Source organism: Thermoanaerobacterium butyriciformans (assembly GCF_017874545.1).
Lineage (GTDB): Bacteria > Bacillota > Thermoanaerobacteria > Thermoanaerobacterales > Thermoanaerobacteraceae > Thermoanaerobacterium > Thermoanaerobacterium butyriciformans.
Genome location: NZ_JAGGLT010000034.1, coordinates 23,835 through 39,173 on the forward strand (window position 1 = coordinate 23,835; position 15,339 = coordinate 39,173).

At 32.9% G+C, this 15,339-nt stretch carries 19 protein-coding genes; all 19 read left to right on the plus strand.

All coding sequences use genetic code 11. From position 1 onward, the window contains the following. Positions 1–138: 138 nt before the first annotated feature. Genes J2Z80_RS12915 through efp form a run of 19 tightly spaced genes read left to right on the plus strand, consistent with a single transcriptional unit; the run spans position 139 to position 15,221 of the window. Positions 139–1,833: a GspE/PulE family protein gene (locus J2Z80_RS12915; protein WP_209454751.1), complete on the plus strand. Its 1,695-nt coding sequence runs from the start codon at positions 139–141 to the stop codon at positions 1,831–1,833. Positions 1,834–1,890: 57 nt separating this feature from the next. Beyond that, positions 1,891–2,943 carry a type IV pilus twitching motility protein PilT gene (locus J2Z80_RS12920; RefSeq protein ID WP_209454752.1) on the plus strand — a complete coding sequence of 351 codons (1,053 nt, stop codon included), beginning with the start codon at positions 1,891–1,893 and terminating at the stop codon, positions 2,941–2,943. A gap of 29 nt (positions 2,944–2,972) precedes the next feature. Beyond that, positions 2,973–4,187 carry a type II secretion system F family protein gene (locus J2Z80_RS12925; RefSeq protein WP_099253639.1) on the plus strand — a complete coding sequence of 405 codons (1,215 nt, stop codon included), beginning with the start codon at positions 2,973–2,975 and terminating at the stop codon, positions 4,185–4,187. Positions 4,188–4,215: 28 nt separating this feature from the next. Continuing rightward, positions 4,216–4,611: a type II secretion system protein gene (locus J2Z80_RS12930; RefSeq protein ID WP_094398079.1), complete on the plus strand. Its 396-nt coding sequence runs from the start codon at positions 4,216–4,218 to the stop codon at positions 4,609–4,611. Between the two features lie 50 nt (positions 4,612–4,661). Further along, positions 4,662–5,417 (plus strand): prepilin peptidase, encoded by a 756-nt coding sequence (locus J2Z80_RS12935; protein WP_209454753.1) that lies wholly within the window; start codon positions 4,662–4,664, stop codon positions 5,415–5,417. A 4-nt stretch (positions 5,418–5,421) separates the two neighbouring features. Then, positions 5,422–5,898 (plus strand): prepilin-type N-terminal cleavage/methylation domain-containing protein, encoded by a 477-nt coding sequence (locus J2Z80_RS12940; RefSeq protein ID WP_209454754.1) that lies wholly within the window; start codon positions 5,422–5,424, stop codon positions 5,896–5,898. Between the two features lie 10 nt (positions 5,899–5,908). Continuing rightward, positions 5,909–6,550 (plus strand): type IV pilus modification PilV family protein, encoded by a 642-nt coding sequence (locus tag J2Z80_RS12945; protein ID WP_209454755.1) that lies wholly within the window; start codon positions 5,909–5,911, stop codon positions 6,548–6,550. Further along, a complete protein-coding gene (locus J2Z80_RS12950) occupies positions 6,541–7,002 on the plus strand; it encodes a type II secretion system protein (protein ID WP_209454768.1) in 462 nt (153 codons plus the stop codon). Before J2Z80_RS12945 ends, J2Z80_RS12950 begins: the two co-directional genes overlap by 10 nt. Continuing rightward, on the plus strand, positions 6,992–7,567 hold the full coding sequence (locus J2Z80_RS12955) for a pilus assembly PilX N-terminal domain-containing protein (RefSeq protein WP_209454756.1): 576 nt from the start codon (positions 6,992–6,994) through the stop codon (positions 7,565–7,567). Before J2Z80_RS12950 ends, J2Z80_RS12955 begins: the two co-directional genes overlap by 11 nt. Before the next feature lie 14 nt (positions 7,568–7,581). After that, on the plus strand, positions 7,582–7,857 hold the full coding sequence (locus J2Z80_RS12960; protein ID WP_209454757.1) for a late competence development ComFB family protein: 276 nt from the start codon (positions 7,582–7,584) through the stop codon (positions 7,855–7,857). Beyond that, a complete protein-coding gene (pilM, locus tag J2Z80_RS12965; protein ID WP_209454758.1) occupies positions 7,854–8,813 on the plus strand; it encodes a pilus assembly protein PilM in 960 nt (319 codons plus the stop codon). The genes J2Z80_RS12960 and pilM overlap by 4 nt, the downstream gene beginning before the upstream one ends. Beyond that, complete coding sequence (locus J2Z80_RS12970; RefSeq protein ID WP_303264607.1) at positions 8,806–9,345, plus strand: PilN domain-containing protein; 540 nt, start codon at positions 8,806–8,808, stop codon at positions 9,343–9,345. Before pilM ends, J2Z80_RS12970 begins: the two co-directional genes overlap by 8 nt. Positions 9,346–9,349: 4 nt before the next feature. Next, positions 9,350–10,141 carry a type IV pilus inner membrane component PilO gene (locus J2Z80_RS12975; protein ID WP_209454760.1) on the plus strand — a complete coding sequence of 264 codons (792 nt, stop codon included), beginning with the start codon at positions 9,350–9,352 and terminating at the stop codon, positions 10,139–10,141. Between the two features lie 42 nt (positions 10,142–10,183). After that, the gene (locus J2Z80_RS12980; protein ID WP_209454761.1) at positions 10,184–10,699 is read left to right on the plus strand and encodes a shikimate kinase; all 516 of its coding nucleotides are present in this window, start codon (positions 10,184–10,186) and stop codon (positions 10,697–10,699) included. Between the two features lie 23 nt (positions 10,700–10,722). Then, positions 10,723–11,817: a glutamate 5-kinase gene (proB, locus tag J2Z80_RS12985; protein ID WP_209454762.1), complete on the plus strand. Its 1,095-nt coding sequence runs from the start codon at positions 10,723–10,725 to the stop codon at positions 11,815–11,817. Positions 11,818–11,859: 42 nt separating this feature from the next. Further along, positions 11,860–13,104: a glutamate-5-semialdehyde dehydrogenase gene (locus J2Z80_RS12990; protein WP_209454763.1), complete on the plus strand. Its 1,245-nt coding sequence runs from the start codon at positions 11,860–11,862 to the stop codon at positions 13,102–13,104. Between the two features lie 22 nt (positions 13,105–13,126). Next, positions 13,127–13,573, plus strand: coding sequence for a type II 3-dehydroquinate dehydratase (gene aroQ / locus J2Z80_RS12995; RefSeq protein WP_209454764.1), 447 nt, complete (start codon positions 13,127–13,129; stop codon positions 13,571–13,573). A 4-nt stretch (positions 13,574–13,577) separates the two neighbouring features. Further along, positions 13,578–14,642 carry a M24 family metallopeptidase gene (locus tag J2Z80_RS13000; protein WP_209454765.1) on the plus strand — a complete coding sequence of 355 codons (1,065 nt, stop codon included), beginning with the start codon at positions 13,578–13,580 and terminating at the stop codon, positions 14,640–14,642. Positions 14,643–14,663: 21 nt separating this feature from the next. Next, a complete protein-coding gene (gene efp, locus J2Z80_RS13005; protein WP_209454766.1) occupies positions 14,664–15,221 on the plus strand; it encodes an elongation factor P in 558 nt (185 codons plus the stop codon). Positions 15,222–15,339: the final 118 nt, after the last annotated feature.

Here is a 15,339-nt window from a genome sequence, read left to right on the forward strand (position 1 = left end):
AGGTAATTTCAGTTTTTGAATAATTTTAGAATTGGTAGATGTAGATGATGTGAGTCTATATTTGGGCGCTTTACGACTCATTGATATGGTGGCGCAACCGGCATCATTGTCGGCTTTATTTATTTTGGAGGGGCCTTAATGGTAAAGAAGAAATTAGGAGACCTTCTCGTAGAAGTCGGTCTGATAGATGAAAATCAGCTTAATAATGCCATAAAGATTCAAAAGATGACAGGTGAAAAACTTGGTAAAATACTTGTTAAAGAGGGTTATTTGACTGAAGAGCAAATCATTGAGGCTTTAGAGTTTCAGCTTGGTATACCACATATCGATATAAAAAAAGTTTTTATTGACCCAAATGTTGCCAAACTGATTCCGGAATCATTAGCTAAGAGGCATGTTGCAATACCCATAAAAAAGGATAATGATGGTCTATTTGTTGCAATGGCAGATCCTCTTAATATATTTGCTATAGATGATATAAAGCTTATAACGAAGCAAGAAGTAAAACCGTTGATTGCATCTGAAGATGGTATATTAAAAGCGATTGATAGAGTTTTTGGCAAAGAAGAAGCGGAAAAGGCAGTACAAGATTTTAAGAAAGAGTTAGGCCAAGATGGTATAGAAATTGATAGCAATTTATTAAAAGGTATTTCTGAAGATGAGATAAACAATGCACCTGCAGTAAGGCTTGTTAATTCGATCATTGAACAAGCAGTTAAAAACCGTGCATCTGATGTACATATAGAGCCTACAGAGAATGATTTGAGGATAAGATTTAGAGTTGACGGTGAACTGCATGAAGCAATGAGAGTTTTTAAAAGCACTCAAGGACCTGTCATAACAAGGATAAAAATAATGGCAAATATGAATATTGCAGAAAGAAGATTGCCGCAAGACGGAAAGATTGAAACAATTGTGGATGGTAAAAATATCGATATAAGAGTGTCTTCATTGCCTACGATTTATGGAGAAAAACTTGTACTTAGGATATTGGATAAAAGCGGTTATATAATTACTAAAGATAAATTAGGTTTGAATGACAAGGACATGAAGTTGTTTGATGATTTACTGTGCCATCCCAATGGCATAATTCTTCTTACAGGTCCTACTGGAAGCGGTAAAACTACAACACTTTATGCCATGCTAAACGAACTTAATAAGCCTGATATAAATATAATAACCGTTGAAGATCCAGTTGAATATACACTTGAAGGCTTGAATCAGGTACAGGTCAATGAAAAAGCAGGCCTTACGTTTGCAGCGGCTTTAAGATCCATATTAAGACAAGATCCTGATATAATAATGATTGGTGAAATAAGGGATAGAGAAACTGCAGAAATAGCCATAAGGTCATCAATTACAGGGCATTTGGTTTTGTCTACGTTACATACAAATGACTCTGCAGGTGCGATAACGAGGCTAATCGATATGGGGATAGAACCTTATCTTGTTTCTTCATCGATTGTTGGCGTTATTGCACAGAGGTTGGCGAGGAAAATATGCAATAACTGTAAGATAGAGTATGAGGCATCTCACAGAGAAAAGCTTATTCTAGGACTAGATACGGAAAAATCTCTTAAATTGCATAAAGGTAGAGGATGTGCCGTCTGTAATAAAACAGGGTATAGAGGCAGAGTTCCAATATATGAAATAATGATGATGACACCTAAGATAAAGGAGCTTACAAATGAAAAGGCTTCGGCAGATGTGATTGCAAATGAAGCTGTTTCAAACGGCATGAATACACTTAGAGAAAGTGCAAAAAAGCTTGTTTTAGATGGTATTACCACAATTGATGAAATGCTTAGACTGACGTATGATGATAGTTATTAAATGAACTTTGATAAGTTATATGTGACTACTTTTAAATTACTTGTTTAAGGTGATAAGATGAAAACAATTGAACTATTGACGTTAGTTGTAAAAAACGGTGCATCTGATTTACATGTAACGGTAGGTGTTCCTCCTGTATTAAGAATCAACGGGCAACTTATAAAGCTTGATCTACCACAGTTGACACCGCAAGATACGGAAGAAATCACAAAGGACTTGCTTTCAAGCGATGAACTAAAAAAACTTGAAGAGACAGGTGACATAGATCTTTCGTATTCTGTACAAGGGCTTGGAAGATTTAGAATAAATGCCTACAAACAGAGAGGTACATATAGTCTTGCAATAAGGTCTGTTGCATTGCGAATACCGACTATCGATGAATTGGGACTTCCAGAGGTTATAAAAGAGCTTTCATTGAAAACTCGTGGCCTTATACTTGTAACAGGTCCAACAGGCAGCGGGAAATCCACAACACTTGCATCTATGATTGATCTGATAAATGATGTGCGAAATTGCCATATATTGACTCTTGAAGATCCGATAGAGTATCTACATAAACACAAAAAAAGCATAGTAAATCAAAGAGAGATAGGTCACGATGCATTGTCTTATGCTAGTGCACTAAGGGCTGCTTTACGAGAAGATCCTGATGTCATACTTGTAGGTGAGATGAGAGATTTAGAAACAATACAGATAGCTATAACTGCTGCTGAAACAGGACATCTCGTATTATCTACATTGCATACTATAGGCTCTGCTAAGACTATTGACAGAATTATAGATGTATTTCCTCCGTATCAACAACAGCAGATAAAAGTACAGCTTTCGAATGTGTTAGAAGGCATAATTTCACAGCAGTTGCTGCCTAAACTTGATAATTCAGGACGTGTTGTGGCTGTTGAGGTAATGATAGCGACTCCTGCCATAAGGAATTTGATTAGAGAAGGTAAATCATTCCAAATCCAATCTATGGTTCAAACAGGAAGTAAATTTGGAATGATGACAATGGATATGTCAATATCACAGCTTTTAAAAAAGAATTTGATTTCGATGGATGATGCATTGACATATTGTGTAGACAGGGAAAACTTTTCAAAATTGGCATTGTAAATATACAAATGCTTGAAAGGATGGCTAATATGCCAACTTATATATATAAAGCAAAGGATATTGATGGAAATCTCATAACAGGAACACTTGAGTTTGATACATTGTCATCTTGTATAGATAATCTAAGACAGAAAAATTATTACATTTTGGATATAAAAGAAAAAGAAGATAAAAAAGATGTCTTTGAAAGCATCAGTTCTGCACGTAAAGTAAAGGTAAAGGATATAGCGGTTTTTTGCAGACAGTTTGCAGTTCTTATTAATGCAGGGATTCCAATAGTGACGTCACTGGCAACTATGGCGGAACAAGTTGAAAATAAAAAGCTAAAAAAGGCATTGTCAGATGTATATGAAGATGTACAAAAAGGGAAAAGCCTTTCTGAATCAATGAGAAGACATTCAGATGTATTTCCAATGCTTTTATTTAACATGATAGAAGCAGGTGAAGTAAGCGGTACGCTGGACAATGTCTTAAATGAGATGGCTGACCATTTTGAGAAAGAAAATAATCTAAATCAAAAAATAAAATCAGCGTTGGCATACCCTATGATTGTTTCTATCGTTGCAATATTGGTAGTGATATTTCTTGTTACAAATGTTCTTCCTACATTTGTAAGCATGTTTAAAAATGCAGGTGCACAATTGCCGCTGCCTACTTTGATACTCTTAGGGTTAAGCGATTCTATATCACATTTTTGGTATGTGTATTTAGGTGACATTTTATTGTTAGTGTTCATGATTACAAGAGTTTTAAAGACTGAGAAGGGAAGAGAATTTTACGATGCACTTATACTAAAAATACCTATATTCGGGCCTTTAAATATAAAAATAATTACATCTAGGTTTACACGTACACTATCAACACTTATAAGTTCAGGAATACCGCTTATTGAAGCGTTGTCTGTCGTAGAAAAAGTAGTTGGGAATTCTATTGTTGCAAACGGGCTTAAAAGAGCTGAAGAAGATATAAAAAGGGGAAATAGCCTTGCGGAGCCTTTGAAAAAGATGAATATATTTCCTCCCATGGTGATTCAAATGGTAAATGTAGGGGAAGATTCAGGCTCTTTAGATAGCATATTGAAAAAGACGGCAGATTTTTATGACAGTGAAGTTGACACAGCTGTGTCGCAGATGACCACTTTGATAGAGCCTTTGATAATAGTCGTATTAGCATTAGTAGTTGGATTCATAGTGGTGTCGATAGTAATGCCTATGTTCCAGATGTACAACTTTGTGGGTCAATAGATAATTTATTGGGAAGGGGGTGAATAGCATGGGATGGTTTGTAAAGGCATTAAATAAAGATGAAAAAGGTTTTACATTGATTGAGTTGATTGTCGTAATAGCAATACTTGGAATACTTGCAGCAATTGCAGTACCGAGATTTACAGGAACTTTAAACCAAGCAAAAGTTAATGCTGATAAGGCAACGGCACAAACTATTGCAGAAGCAGCAGCACGGTGGATAACTGATCATGCAGATGAAAACACACAATTAACAACTGATAAATTAGCAACTGATGGATATCTAGATTCTAACGTTAAACCACAATCTAGCAGTAATAGTCAATTTTATATAAGTATAGATACTACTAATAACACTGTTAGTGTATCTATAGGTCAGAATGGTACTCCGTTAGCCACAGTAAAATACGAAATAATTCAATAATATTTCGGGCACCATATGGTGCCCACATATACTCATCTTAGGAGGCAAAAATGTTTATTTTATACCTGCTTATTTTTATATTTGGTGCCATAGTAGGAAGCTTTTTAAATGTCGTTATATACAGACTTCCAAAGAATGAATCGATAGTGTATCCTCCATCCCACTGTACAAAATGCAAAAGCGAATTAAAGACCTATGACCTAGTGCCTATATTTAGTTACATTTTATTGAAAGGCAGATGTAGGTACTGTTGTAATAAGATATCCATAAGATATCCTATTGTAGAGCTTATTACAGGACTCATATATCTTATATTATTTATATATTTTGGTATATCTATAAAGTCGCTGTCGTATGCTTTTTTAACGTCATTATTGATTGTCATAACATTTATAGACATAGAGCATAAGGTTATACCAAATAAAATAATTTTGACAGGCTTGATAGCTGGGGCAATATTTAGAGTGCTGATGTTTAATTATGGAGTATGGGATTATATTGTAGGCTTTTTTTTAGGCGGAGGAGTGCTTCTCCTTATATCTTTATTGTCAGGTGGCGGTATGGGTGGAGGAGACATAAAGCTTATGGCATTGATTGGTCTTTTTATAGGATGGAAGCTTACAATATCGACATTATTTATAGCAGTATTATTAGGTGCTGTTGGAGGTATAACGTTGATTGTCTTGAAAATCAAGACGAGAAAGGATTATATCCCATTTGGACCGTACATAAGCGCTGCTTGTATTATCTCTATATTATACGGATACGATTTGCTGAATCTATACATAAAACTTATAAGAGGATGAAAACATGTGGAGAGTTTTAAAAGCAAATGAGAATGGATTGACTTTGATAGAGTTAATAACAGTAGTGTCGATATTTTCTATCATCGTATTGATAACAGTTCCAAAGACAGATTTTTTCAATTCAAAGACCTCTGAGATGCGTTTAAGAATGGTGGCAAATGAACTTATAAGCGATATAAGATACGTCCAGTATAAAAATATTCATGAAAATGAAAGTTTGTATTTAATACTACAATCTGACCATAAAGAATACGACATATATAAGCCTGATACAATGGTGAAAAGAATAAAGTCAAAGAAATTACCTGATGGTATAATGATAAGTTGGGATCTATCACAAAACCCTTTAAAAATATCTTTTTCAAATCAAGGTGCTCCAACACCTGGTGGCTGTACAATAAGTTTATTAAATTCAAAAAAAAGGATAGACATAACCATTTTACCTGCTACAGGAAGAGTAATGATAAAAGGGAATTATTGAGGTGGAATCAATGAAATATTTAAAAAATTCATTGGGCATGACACTGATTGAAGTGCTTGTTGCAATAGCGCTATTTGCAATCGCGGCTATACCTCTCTTAGGAGTATTTCATGAGTCAGTAATTACAAATGCAGATTCAAAAATAAGAACACAAGAAGCTACTATTGCACAAAGTATTGCGGAAGACATAAAGGCAGGAAACACAAATGTGTATAATTGGAACATACCAAGTGGATATTATCTGATAGAAGATCCCAATCAGTCAAAAGTTGATATGGGAAATGGAGTTACAAAGTACAAAATTAGTATTAGCAAATTGCAATCAAATGCGCAACCTTTTGTACTATATGCTGTTGCACCATCCGCAGAAATTACTGGTTATACACCACCGAATGTATATACAGACGATGGAAATTACGATGATATAATAAATAGACTAAAAGATATTGTAACTTTAGTTATAGTCGTGACATGGGCAACGTTATTTACTCTTTTTGTGGTACTTCCAAAGTTAGGGTTAGGTGGTGTGATAACAATTGTTAATAATATAATTGATTCATGGAATAAAAATATTAGGACACTAAAAGATATAGCAACAAATGCAGCAAAAAGCGTGAATTTAAAAATTCCCTGGTGGTTAAAATGGTGGTAAAAAGCAACAAGGGTTTTACATTGGTAGAATTATTGGTGACTTTAGCATTATTAGGAATTGTAATTTCAATTTATTCTTCTTTATATTATTCAGGATACAAATCGTATAAAAATACGCAATATAATATTGACATTGAACAAAATGTCAGATATGCCATGAATTATATTGTAAATCAGTTAGACAAAGGACCATCATCAATAAATATAATTGATAATGGTCATGGCCTTGTTATAGATGGCAATTATATACAGCTAGACACCAAAGATAATAAGATATATTTAGATCAAAATCGTGGACATGAAATTGCAACAAACATTGTTGAATTTAATGTAATATTAAAGAATAATAAGGTATTAAATATTGAGATTGTAGGTCAAAATAGTGACGGTACTGGTAGATTTTCATTGACTACTGATATTTTCCCAAGAAAGAGTGTTATAAATGTCCAATAGCAAAGGTTCTGCGCTAATATTTACTTTGATGGTTATTTTAATACTAACCGTTTTAGGCGTTTCTATTTTAGAACTTTCATTAACCGAATTTAAAATTTCGGCTTCATATGGCAATGATGTTTTATCAAGATATGCTGCTGAGGCAGGGCTTGATATTTTAAAATCAGAGTTTAATACAAATCTACTTACTGCGCTAAAAAACAATGCACAAAGAATTATTGATAATAATTACGATATGGAAAAAGGAACTTATAAGGTTAGTATGGATCAATTGTATTCTTTGATATTTAACGATACGAAAAATTATTTATACAGCTACGTTTTTAATAAATATTTAAATGAAGGTAATGTTGCCTTAGGAAATACAGGACAAATTTACAAGATAAGTAGTATTTCATTTAATCAAGAAGAAGGAATGCAATATAATATTCATGTTGAAACTATTGGCACCTATAGAAATATAAAAAGCTATGGACACGCAGACCTTGTTTTAAATCTTCAGGCTACTGGCAATCCAATTACTATTAGCAGTTGGACAATTGACAATATACCACCATCAAATTAAAGGAGAGAAGATATATGGAATTAAAAAATTACATGGAAGAAGCAGTAAAAGATACTCTTGACAGTGTATTAAAGGACTTAGATGTGTGTAAATGTGAAAAGTGCAAGCTTGATATAATGGCATTGACACTAAACAATTTACCACCTAAATATTATGATACAGAAAGAGGTGAGCTGTATACGAAAATTAATGAGCTAAAGCGACAATTTGAGGTGGATATTATAAGCAAGATTACACAAGCAGCATATTTCGTAAACGAGCATAAGCACCATGGAGAGGATCATGTATGATCGGTTTTGACATAGGCAGTTTTTACACCAAGATAGGTAGTTTTGATAAAAAAAATACAAAATTAAATAATATGGTCATCGAAAGGACCCCCCATAATTGTATAAATAATGGATATATAAAAGATATTAATATACTTTTTCAATTTTTAAATAAAATTTTGAAGAAGAATTTTCCTAAAGAAAAGAAGCTATTTTTTTGTGTTTCAAGTACGGATATCATAATAAGAGAAATTATAATGCCTATGATGAAAGATGATGAATTAAAAAGCGCTTTAAGGTACGAAATTGATCAGTACATACCAAATACAGATGAATACATCGTCGATTATAAGCAAATTGATAATGATGAAGATAGTAAAAAAACAAAAGTCATGATTGTAGCAGCGCCAAAAGATATGATATCTGAATATGTGAAGTTGACAGATATGCTAAAAATGCGTTTAGAAGTAATAGATGTGTACAGCAATTGTATTTACAAGTCAGTAAATAAATTATGTAAACTTAAAGGTAGTATTTCGATTTTAAATATAGGTGCTGCATATACAGATATTACACTGTTAGATGAGGGGAAGTATGCTTTCAGTAGAATAGTACAGTTTGGTGGCAATGATATAACTGAGATAATTGCAAATATGTACAATATAGATTTTAGTTCTGCAGAAGAATATAAAAAGACAAAACCTTTTTTAATAGATGATGGACAGTATGGCGATTTAAAAGAACATATCAAGGAACATTTAGATAGCAAACTAATCGAGATATCAAGGATTTTTGATTTTTTTGAGTCATCATATCATAAAAGCTTGAATGAGATACAATTAATAGGAGGGACTTCAAAGCTCATTGGACTCGGCAAATATATTGAAGAATATTTTAAAATACCTGTTTCAGCCAGTGGTGATGATTTATATACATATTTTATGCCTGTATTAGGATCGATGATTAGGGGTGAATAACTTGAAAGATATAAACTTAATACCTGAGGAAATAAAATTGCATGAATTGAATAGAAAGAGAAGGACAAAAAATCTGATTGGCTTTGTTGTGGTGTTATGCATTATAATGGCTATTTTACTTTTACCCCAAATATACATACGGAACCTCGAATCAGAAAAGGCAGTTCTTAACAAACAATTGAACAATATAAAGGACAAAAAAGATTCATATTCTGAGCTTCAAAATAAAATGAAGTACTATTCGTCAAAACAAGACATTATAAAGAGATTATCGAAAAAGAAAATTGATATTACAGAAATACTTGACGATATTTCATCTAATGTTCCAGATAATGTTTCAATGACAGATATAAAATTTAGTGGTAATGTGATTGTGATAACAGGTGATACATACATGAATAAATATTTATCAGATTTTATGCTTAATATGAGAAAGCTGGATTATGTAGACGATATAAGTTTGCTTGATACAAAAAAGTCTGATAATGGTTTGATTCAATATACTTTGCAAATTATGCTTAAGGTGGTATAATAATATGAAATTGACAGCAAGAGAAAAAGTACTTATAGTCGTTTTGCTGATAGTTGCATCGTTTAGTCTGTATTATCAATTTATTTTAACAACACAACTTGCAGTTATCGATAAATTAAAGCAAGACGTAGTAAACTTAAAAGCGGAAGTGACCAGTTACAATAAAATAAATTTAAATAATATAAAAGACAGTTTAATTAATATTAATCAAAAGATAGAGATTAGCAATGAAGAACTGCCTGATTATGAGAATATAGAGGAATTTATTGTTTCTCTTGATGATGTAATTTCATCTACTGGCGTAAATTTTGAAGAGATAAATTTTAATTCAAATCAGGGTCAAGAGCAGAGTGTAAATAATCAACAAGCTAAAAGTAGTAACAATAAAAATAATTATACGGAAATACCTGTTAATATTAAGGTCACTGGTGGTTATGCAAATATTACTGCTTTTATAAGAGATATTCAGACATTAAAAAGAATTAACGATATAAAATCCTTGGAAATAACCAGTGATAATAAATCTAATGGATTATTACTTAATATGAATATTGTAATTTATTCAATGAATAAAAAAGGGGGAAGTTACTTAGAAGCGCCTTCTATAAAAGGAAAGTCAGATCCTTTCAAACCGTTAATTGAGGAAAATCAAAATCCTCAAAGTTCGAATACTAATCCTAGTGGTCAAAATTCAGTTCAAGGAATTGATATAAATAAGATCATAACAGATAGCATAAACAGTGCATTAAACAGTAGTCTAAAAGTAGCACCTACTGTCACACCAAACCAACAATAATGAATATTTTATAACATTGAAAATTGGAGGATAAAAGTTTCAATGAAAAATATTGCATTAACAGGATTTATGGCAACAGGAAAGTCAGTTGTAGGTAAGAAGGTTGCAGATATTTTAAGCTTTGGATATATTGATACTGATTGTCTGATTGAAAAAATTTGTGGGATGAAAATACCAGAAATATTCGACAAATACGGAGAGAAATATTTTAGAGGGATTGAAAAAGTTGCAGTTAAAAGAGCATCAAGATTAAAAAATCATGTCATATCTACAGGTGGTGGTGTTGTATTAAATCCGTCAAATATAGTACAATTGAGAAAACACGGTTTTGTAATCTGCTTAAAAGCTAGACCGGAGATAATATTAAGAAATTTAGGTGATGCTGATAACAGACCAATACTTGCGACAGATGATGTATATGGAAAGATAAAAATGCTTTTAGACGAAAGACAGCATTTTTATGAATTTGCTGATTATACAATTGATATATCGGAAATGGGAATAGACGATGCTGCTTTGGCAGTTGTTGAAGCATATTCTAAGTTAAAAACTAGATAGAGACAAGTTGAGGGCAGATGATTATGAGAATAGTTGTAAAAGTAGGAACAAGTACATTGACATACGAAAATGGCCAGCTTAATTTAGAAATGATGGAAAAAATATCAAGACAGATTTCTAATTTGCAAAATAGAGGCGATAAAGTAATACTGGTTACATCAGGTGCAATTGGTGCTGGGATGGGAAAACTTAATATAACGAAAAAACCAAAAACGTTGCCAGAAAAGCAGTCATTAGCAGCAATAGGTCAAGGTTTGCTTATAGAACTATATGAGAAATTTTTTAATGAGTATGGCAAGACGACAGCACAGCTTTTGCTGACAAAAGATGATTTTTCTATAAGAGATAGGTATTTGAACATAAGCTATACATTGTCAAATTTATTAAAGTATAATGTAGTACCTATTATAAATGAAAATGACACGGTTACTGTTGATGAGATAAAAATAGGCGATAATGATACATTATCAGCACTAGTTGCAAGTATTATTGAGGCAGATCTTCTTATTATATTGACGGACATCGATGGGCTATATGACAAGGACCCTAAAGAACCTAATGCAAAATTAATAGATGTCGTAGAAGAATTTTCAGATAAGCTGTTTGAAATAGCTGGAGGAACTGGTACAAATTTTGGCACTGGCGGTATGTATACAAAAATTCAGGCAGCAAAAATATGCTATAATTCAGGTGTTAAAATGGTTATAGCTAATGGTAAACTTGATAATGTGTTAAATAGAATTGCCAATGGGGAAAAGATAGGCACCCTATTTATGCCAGCTCAAAATCCCATTAGCAATCGAAAAGTTTGGATAGCATTTAATGCACATTTGTCTGGTAAGCTGGTTATTGATGACGGAGCAAAACAAGCTATATTAAATAAAGGAAAAAGCTTATTACCTAGCGGCATAATATCTACTTCCGGTGAATATTCTGTAGGTGATTGTGTATCGATAGTTGATATTGATGGTAAAGAAATTGCAAGAGGTTTGATTAATTACACAATAGCAGAAGTTGATAAAATAAAAGGATTAAAATCTACTGAGATTGAGAAGATTTTAGGTTATAAAAATTATGATGAAATTATTCATAGAGACAATCTAGTTGTTATGAGCTAGTTTATACTGTATAATAAAATATTGTTTAAGGAGGCTTAGAACATGGAAGTTGAAATAAAGGCTGATATTGCTAAAAGCGCGTCAAGAAGATTAGCTATGCTTGATGAAAATGTTAAAAATGAAGCTCTTAAAAATATGGCTGATGAGCTTATAAACAGTAAAGACAGAATATTAGAAGCAAATGAGAAGGATATTTTAGCAGCAGAAAATAAAGGCGTTAAAGAATCTTTGATAGACAGGCTTAGATTAAACGAAAAGCGTATAGAAGGCATGGCCAATGGACTTTTAGAAATATCTGCATTACCGGACCCTGTTGGAGCTATAGAGGAAATGTGGAAAAGGCCAAATGGACTTCAGATTGGTAGAATGCGTTGTCCTATTGGTGTAATAGGAATAATTTACGAGTCAAGGCCAAATGTCACAGCCGATGCTGCAGGGCTTTGTTTAAAGTCTGGGAATGCAGTTATATTGAAAGGTGGCAGTGATGCATTAAATTCTAATATAGCTATTGTTGAAGTGATTGCTAAAGCTGCAGAAGAATCTGGAGTTCCAAAAGGTGCAATACAACTTATTGAGAATACAGACAGAGAAGAAGTTAACCGCATGATGAAATTAAATGGCAAGATCGATTTGCTTATACCAAGAGGTGGTGCTAATTTAATTCAAAATGTCATAAAAAATTCTACAGTCCCGGTTATAGAAACCGGTGTTGGCAATTGCCATGTTTTTGTTGATTCATACGCTGATTTAGAAAAGGCTCTCAAAATCATTGTAAATGCAAAAACTCAAAGGCCAGGCGTATGCAATGCCATTGAGAAGGTTCTTATACATAGAGAGATGGCAGAAAAGTTTTTGCCAATCATGGTAGAAAAACTTACATCTTTGGGTGTTGAAATACGTGGCTGTGAATTAAGTAGATCGATATGTCCTGATGTAAAAGAAGCAAATGAAGATGATTGGAAAACAGAATATCTCGACTTGGTACTTGCCGTTAAGATTGTAGAAGATGTTGACAGTGCTATTGAACATATAAATAAATATTCCTCTGGACATTCTGAAAGCATAGTGACAGAAAATTATACAAATGCAATGAAATTTATAAAATCTATTGATTCTGCAGCAGTGTACGTCAATGCTTCAACTAGATTTACTGATGGTGGAGAGTTTGGGTTTGGTGCTGAAATAGGCATAAGTACACAAAAGATGCATGCAAGAGGGCCTATGGGGCTTAAAGAATTGACAACATATAAGTATGTAATTTTAGGAAATGGTCAGATAAGAGAATAAACTTTAAAGTGAGGTTTTTGTGATGAAGAGAGTTCTTATTATACATGGTCCAAATTTAAATTTGACTGGCAGTAGGGAAACGGATATTTATGGAGAAGTTAGTTTTGAAGAAATAAATAATATCATAAAACGAGAAGCCTCAAAACTAGAGCTGGCAGTAAAGATACAGCAATCGAATAGTGAAGGAGAGATAATAGATTTTATTCATTCTGCAAAGAATAATTTTGATGCAATAATAATAAATCCTGGTGCTTATTCACATTATAGCTATGCGATAATGGATGCTATAGGCGCTATAGATATTCCTGTAATAGAAGTACATCTTTCTAATATACAAAAACGTGAAGACTTTAGACACGTTTCAGTGACTGCAACAAGGTGTCTTGGGCAAATATCGGGCTTTGGACCGTACAGCTATGTCCTTGCTTTAAATGCAGTTAAATTATTAGAAGACAATCTAAAGGAGTGATAATTTGAATAATAGATTAGATGCAGCAAAAAGGCTGTTGATTGAAAAAGAGTTGGACGGTTTTATTGTGTTTAAACCTGTAAATGTAACATATTTAACTGGATTTACAGGTGATGATAGCGTTGCTATTGTAGGTCTCAATGAGTCTTATTTTATTACAGACTCAAGGTATACAGAACAAGCGTCTCATGAAATCGAAGATTTTAAAATAATTGAACACAAATCGGATATTTTTGAAGCAATAAGAGATTGTATATCAAATATGGGTATTAACAAACTTGGATTTGAGGGAAACTACATAACTTTTGAACAGTACAATAAACTGAAAGACATTTTACAAGTAGAGCTAAAACCTGAAAATGGCTTTGTGGAATCTTTAAGAGAGATAAAGGATGAGACAGAAATAGAAAATATCAAAAAGGCACAGTATATTACAGATGAAACCTTCAAATACTTTTTGAATTTTATAAAGCCTGGAATGAAAGAAAAAGATGTTGCCATAGAGATGGAATATTACATGAAAAAACTTGGAGCAGATGATAAATCATTTGATTTTATAATCGCTTCGGGGAAAAGGTCCTCAATGCCTCATGGAAAAGCTTCAGATAAGGTTATTGAAAATGGGGATTTTGTTACTTTTGATTACGGCTGCAAAGTAAATGGATATTGCTCTGATATGACTAGGACAATTGTCGTTGGCAGGGCCAATGAAAAGCAGAGAGAAATTTATAATACTGTTTTAGAAGCTCAAACCAATGCAATTAATAATCTAAAATCGGGTATGATAGAAAAAGATGGAGACTATCTTGCAAGAAGGGTAATTTTTGAAAGAGGCTATGGTAATTACTTCGGCCATTCTTTAGGACATGGCGTTGGTCTTGAAATACATGAAAAGCCGTTTATGGGACCGAGAGGAACTAATTTATTAAAATCAGGTATGGTTGTCACAGTGGAACCAGGAATATATATTCCTGAACTCTATGGCGTTAGAATAGAAGATATGGTATTATTAAAAGAGGATGGCGTTATTGATTTGACAAATTCGCCAAAAGAACTAATTGAAGTTTAACAAATGATGGAGGGATTTTAATTGGTATCAGCAGGAGAATTTAGAAAAGGAATGACTATTGACATTGATGGTCAAGTTTTTACGGTTGTTGATTTTCAACACGTAAAACCGGGTAAAGGAGCTGCTTTTGTTAGAACAAGGTTAAAAAACGTAATAACAGGAGCTGTCGTTGAAAGAACTTTTAATCCAACTGAGAAAGTTGACGAAGCAGTAATAGAAAGAAAGGATATGCAGTATCTTTACAATGATGGAAACCTTTATTATTTCATGGATACTGAGACATATGAGCAAATTCCTTTAAATTACGATAAAGTTGAAGATGCAATGAAATTTTTAAAAGAAAACATGATAGCAACTATAAAATTCTATAAAGGAGAGGCATTTTCAGTAGAACCCCCTACTTTTGTAGAGTTGGAAGTAGTTGAAACTGAACCTGGATTTAAAGGCGATACTGCAACAGGTGGTTCAAAACCAGCAAAAGTTGAAACAGGAGCTATAATACAAGTGCCTTTATTTGTCAATCAGGGAGACGTAATAAAGATAGACACAAGAACATCAGAATATCTGGAAAGAGTATAGTTTTAGCCATTTTAAAAAATAATAGAGTGATTTCGGAAACTAATTTCCAGCAGCATACAATGACATAAATTAGATATTAGATACAAAAAATAACAATGATTTTGCGATAAAAATAAGA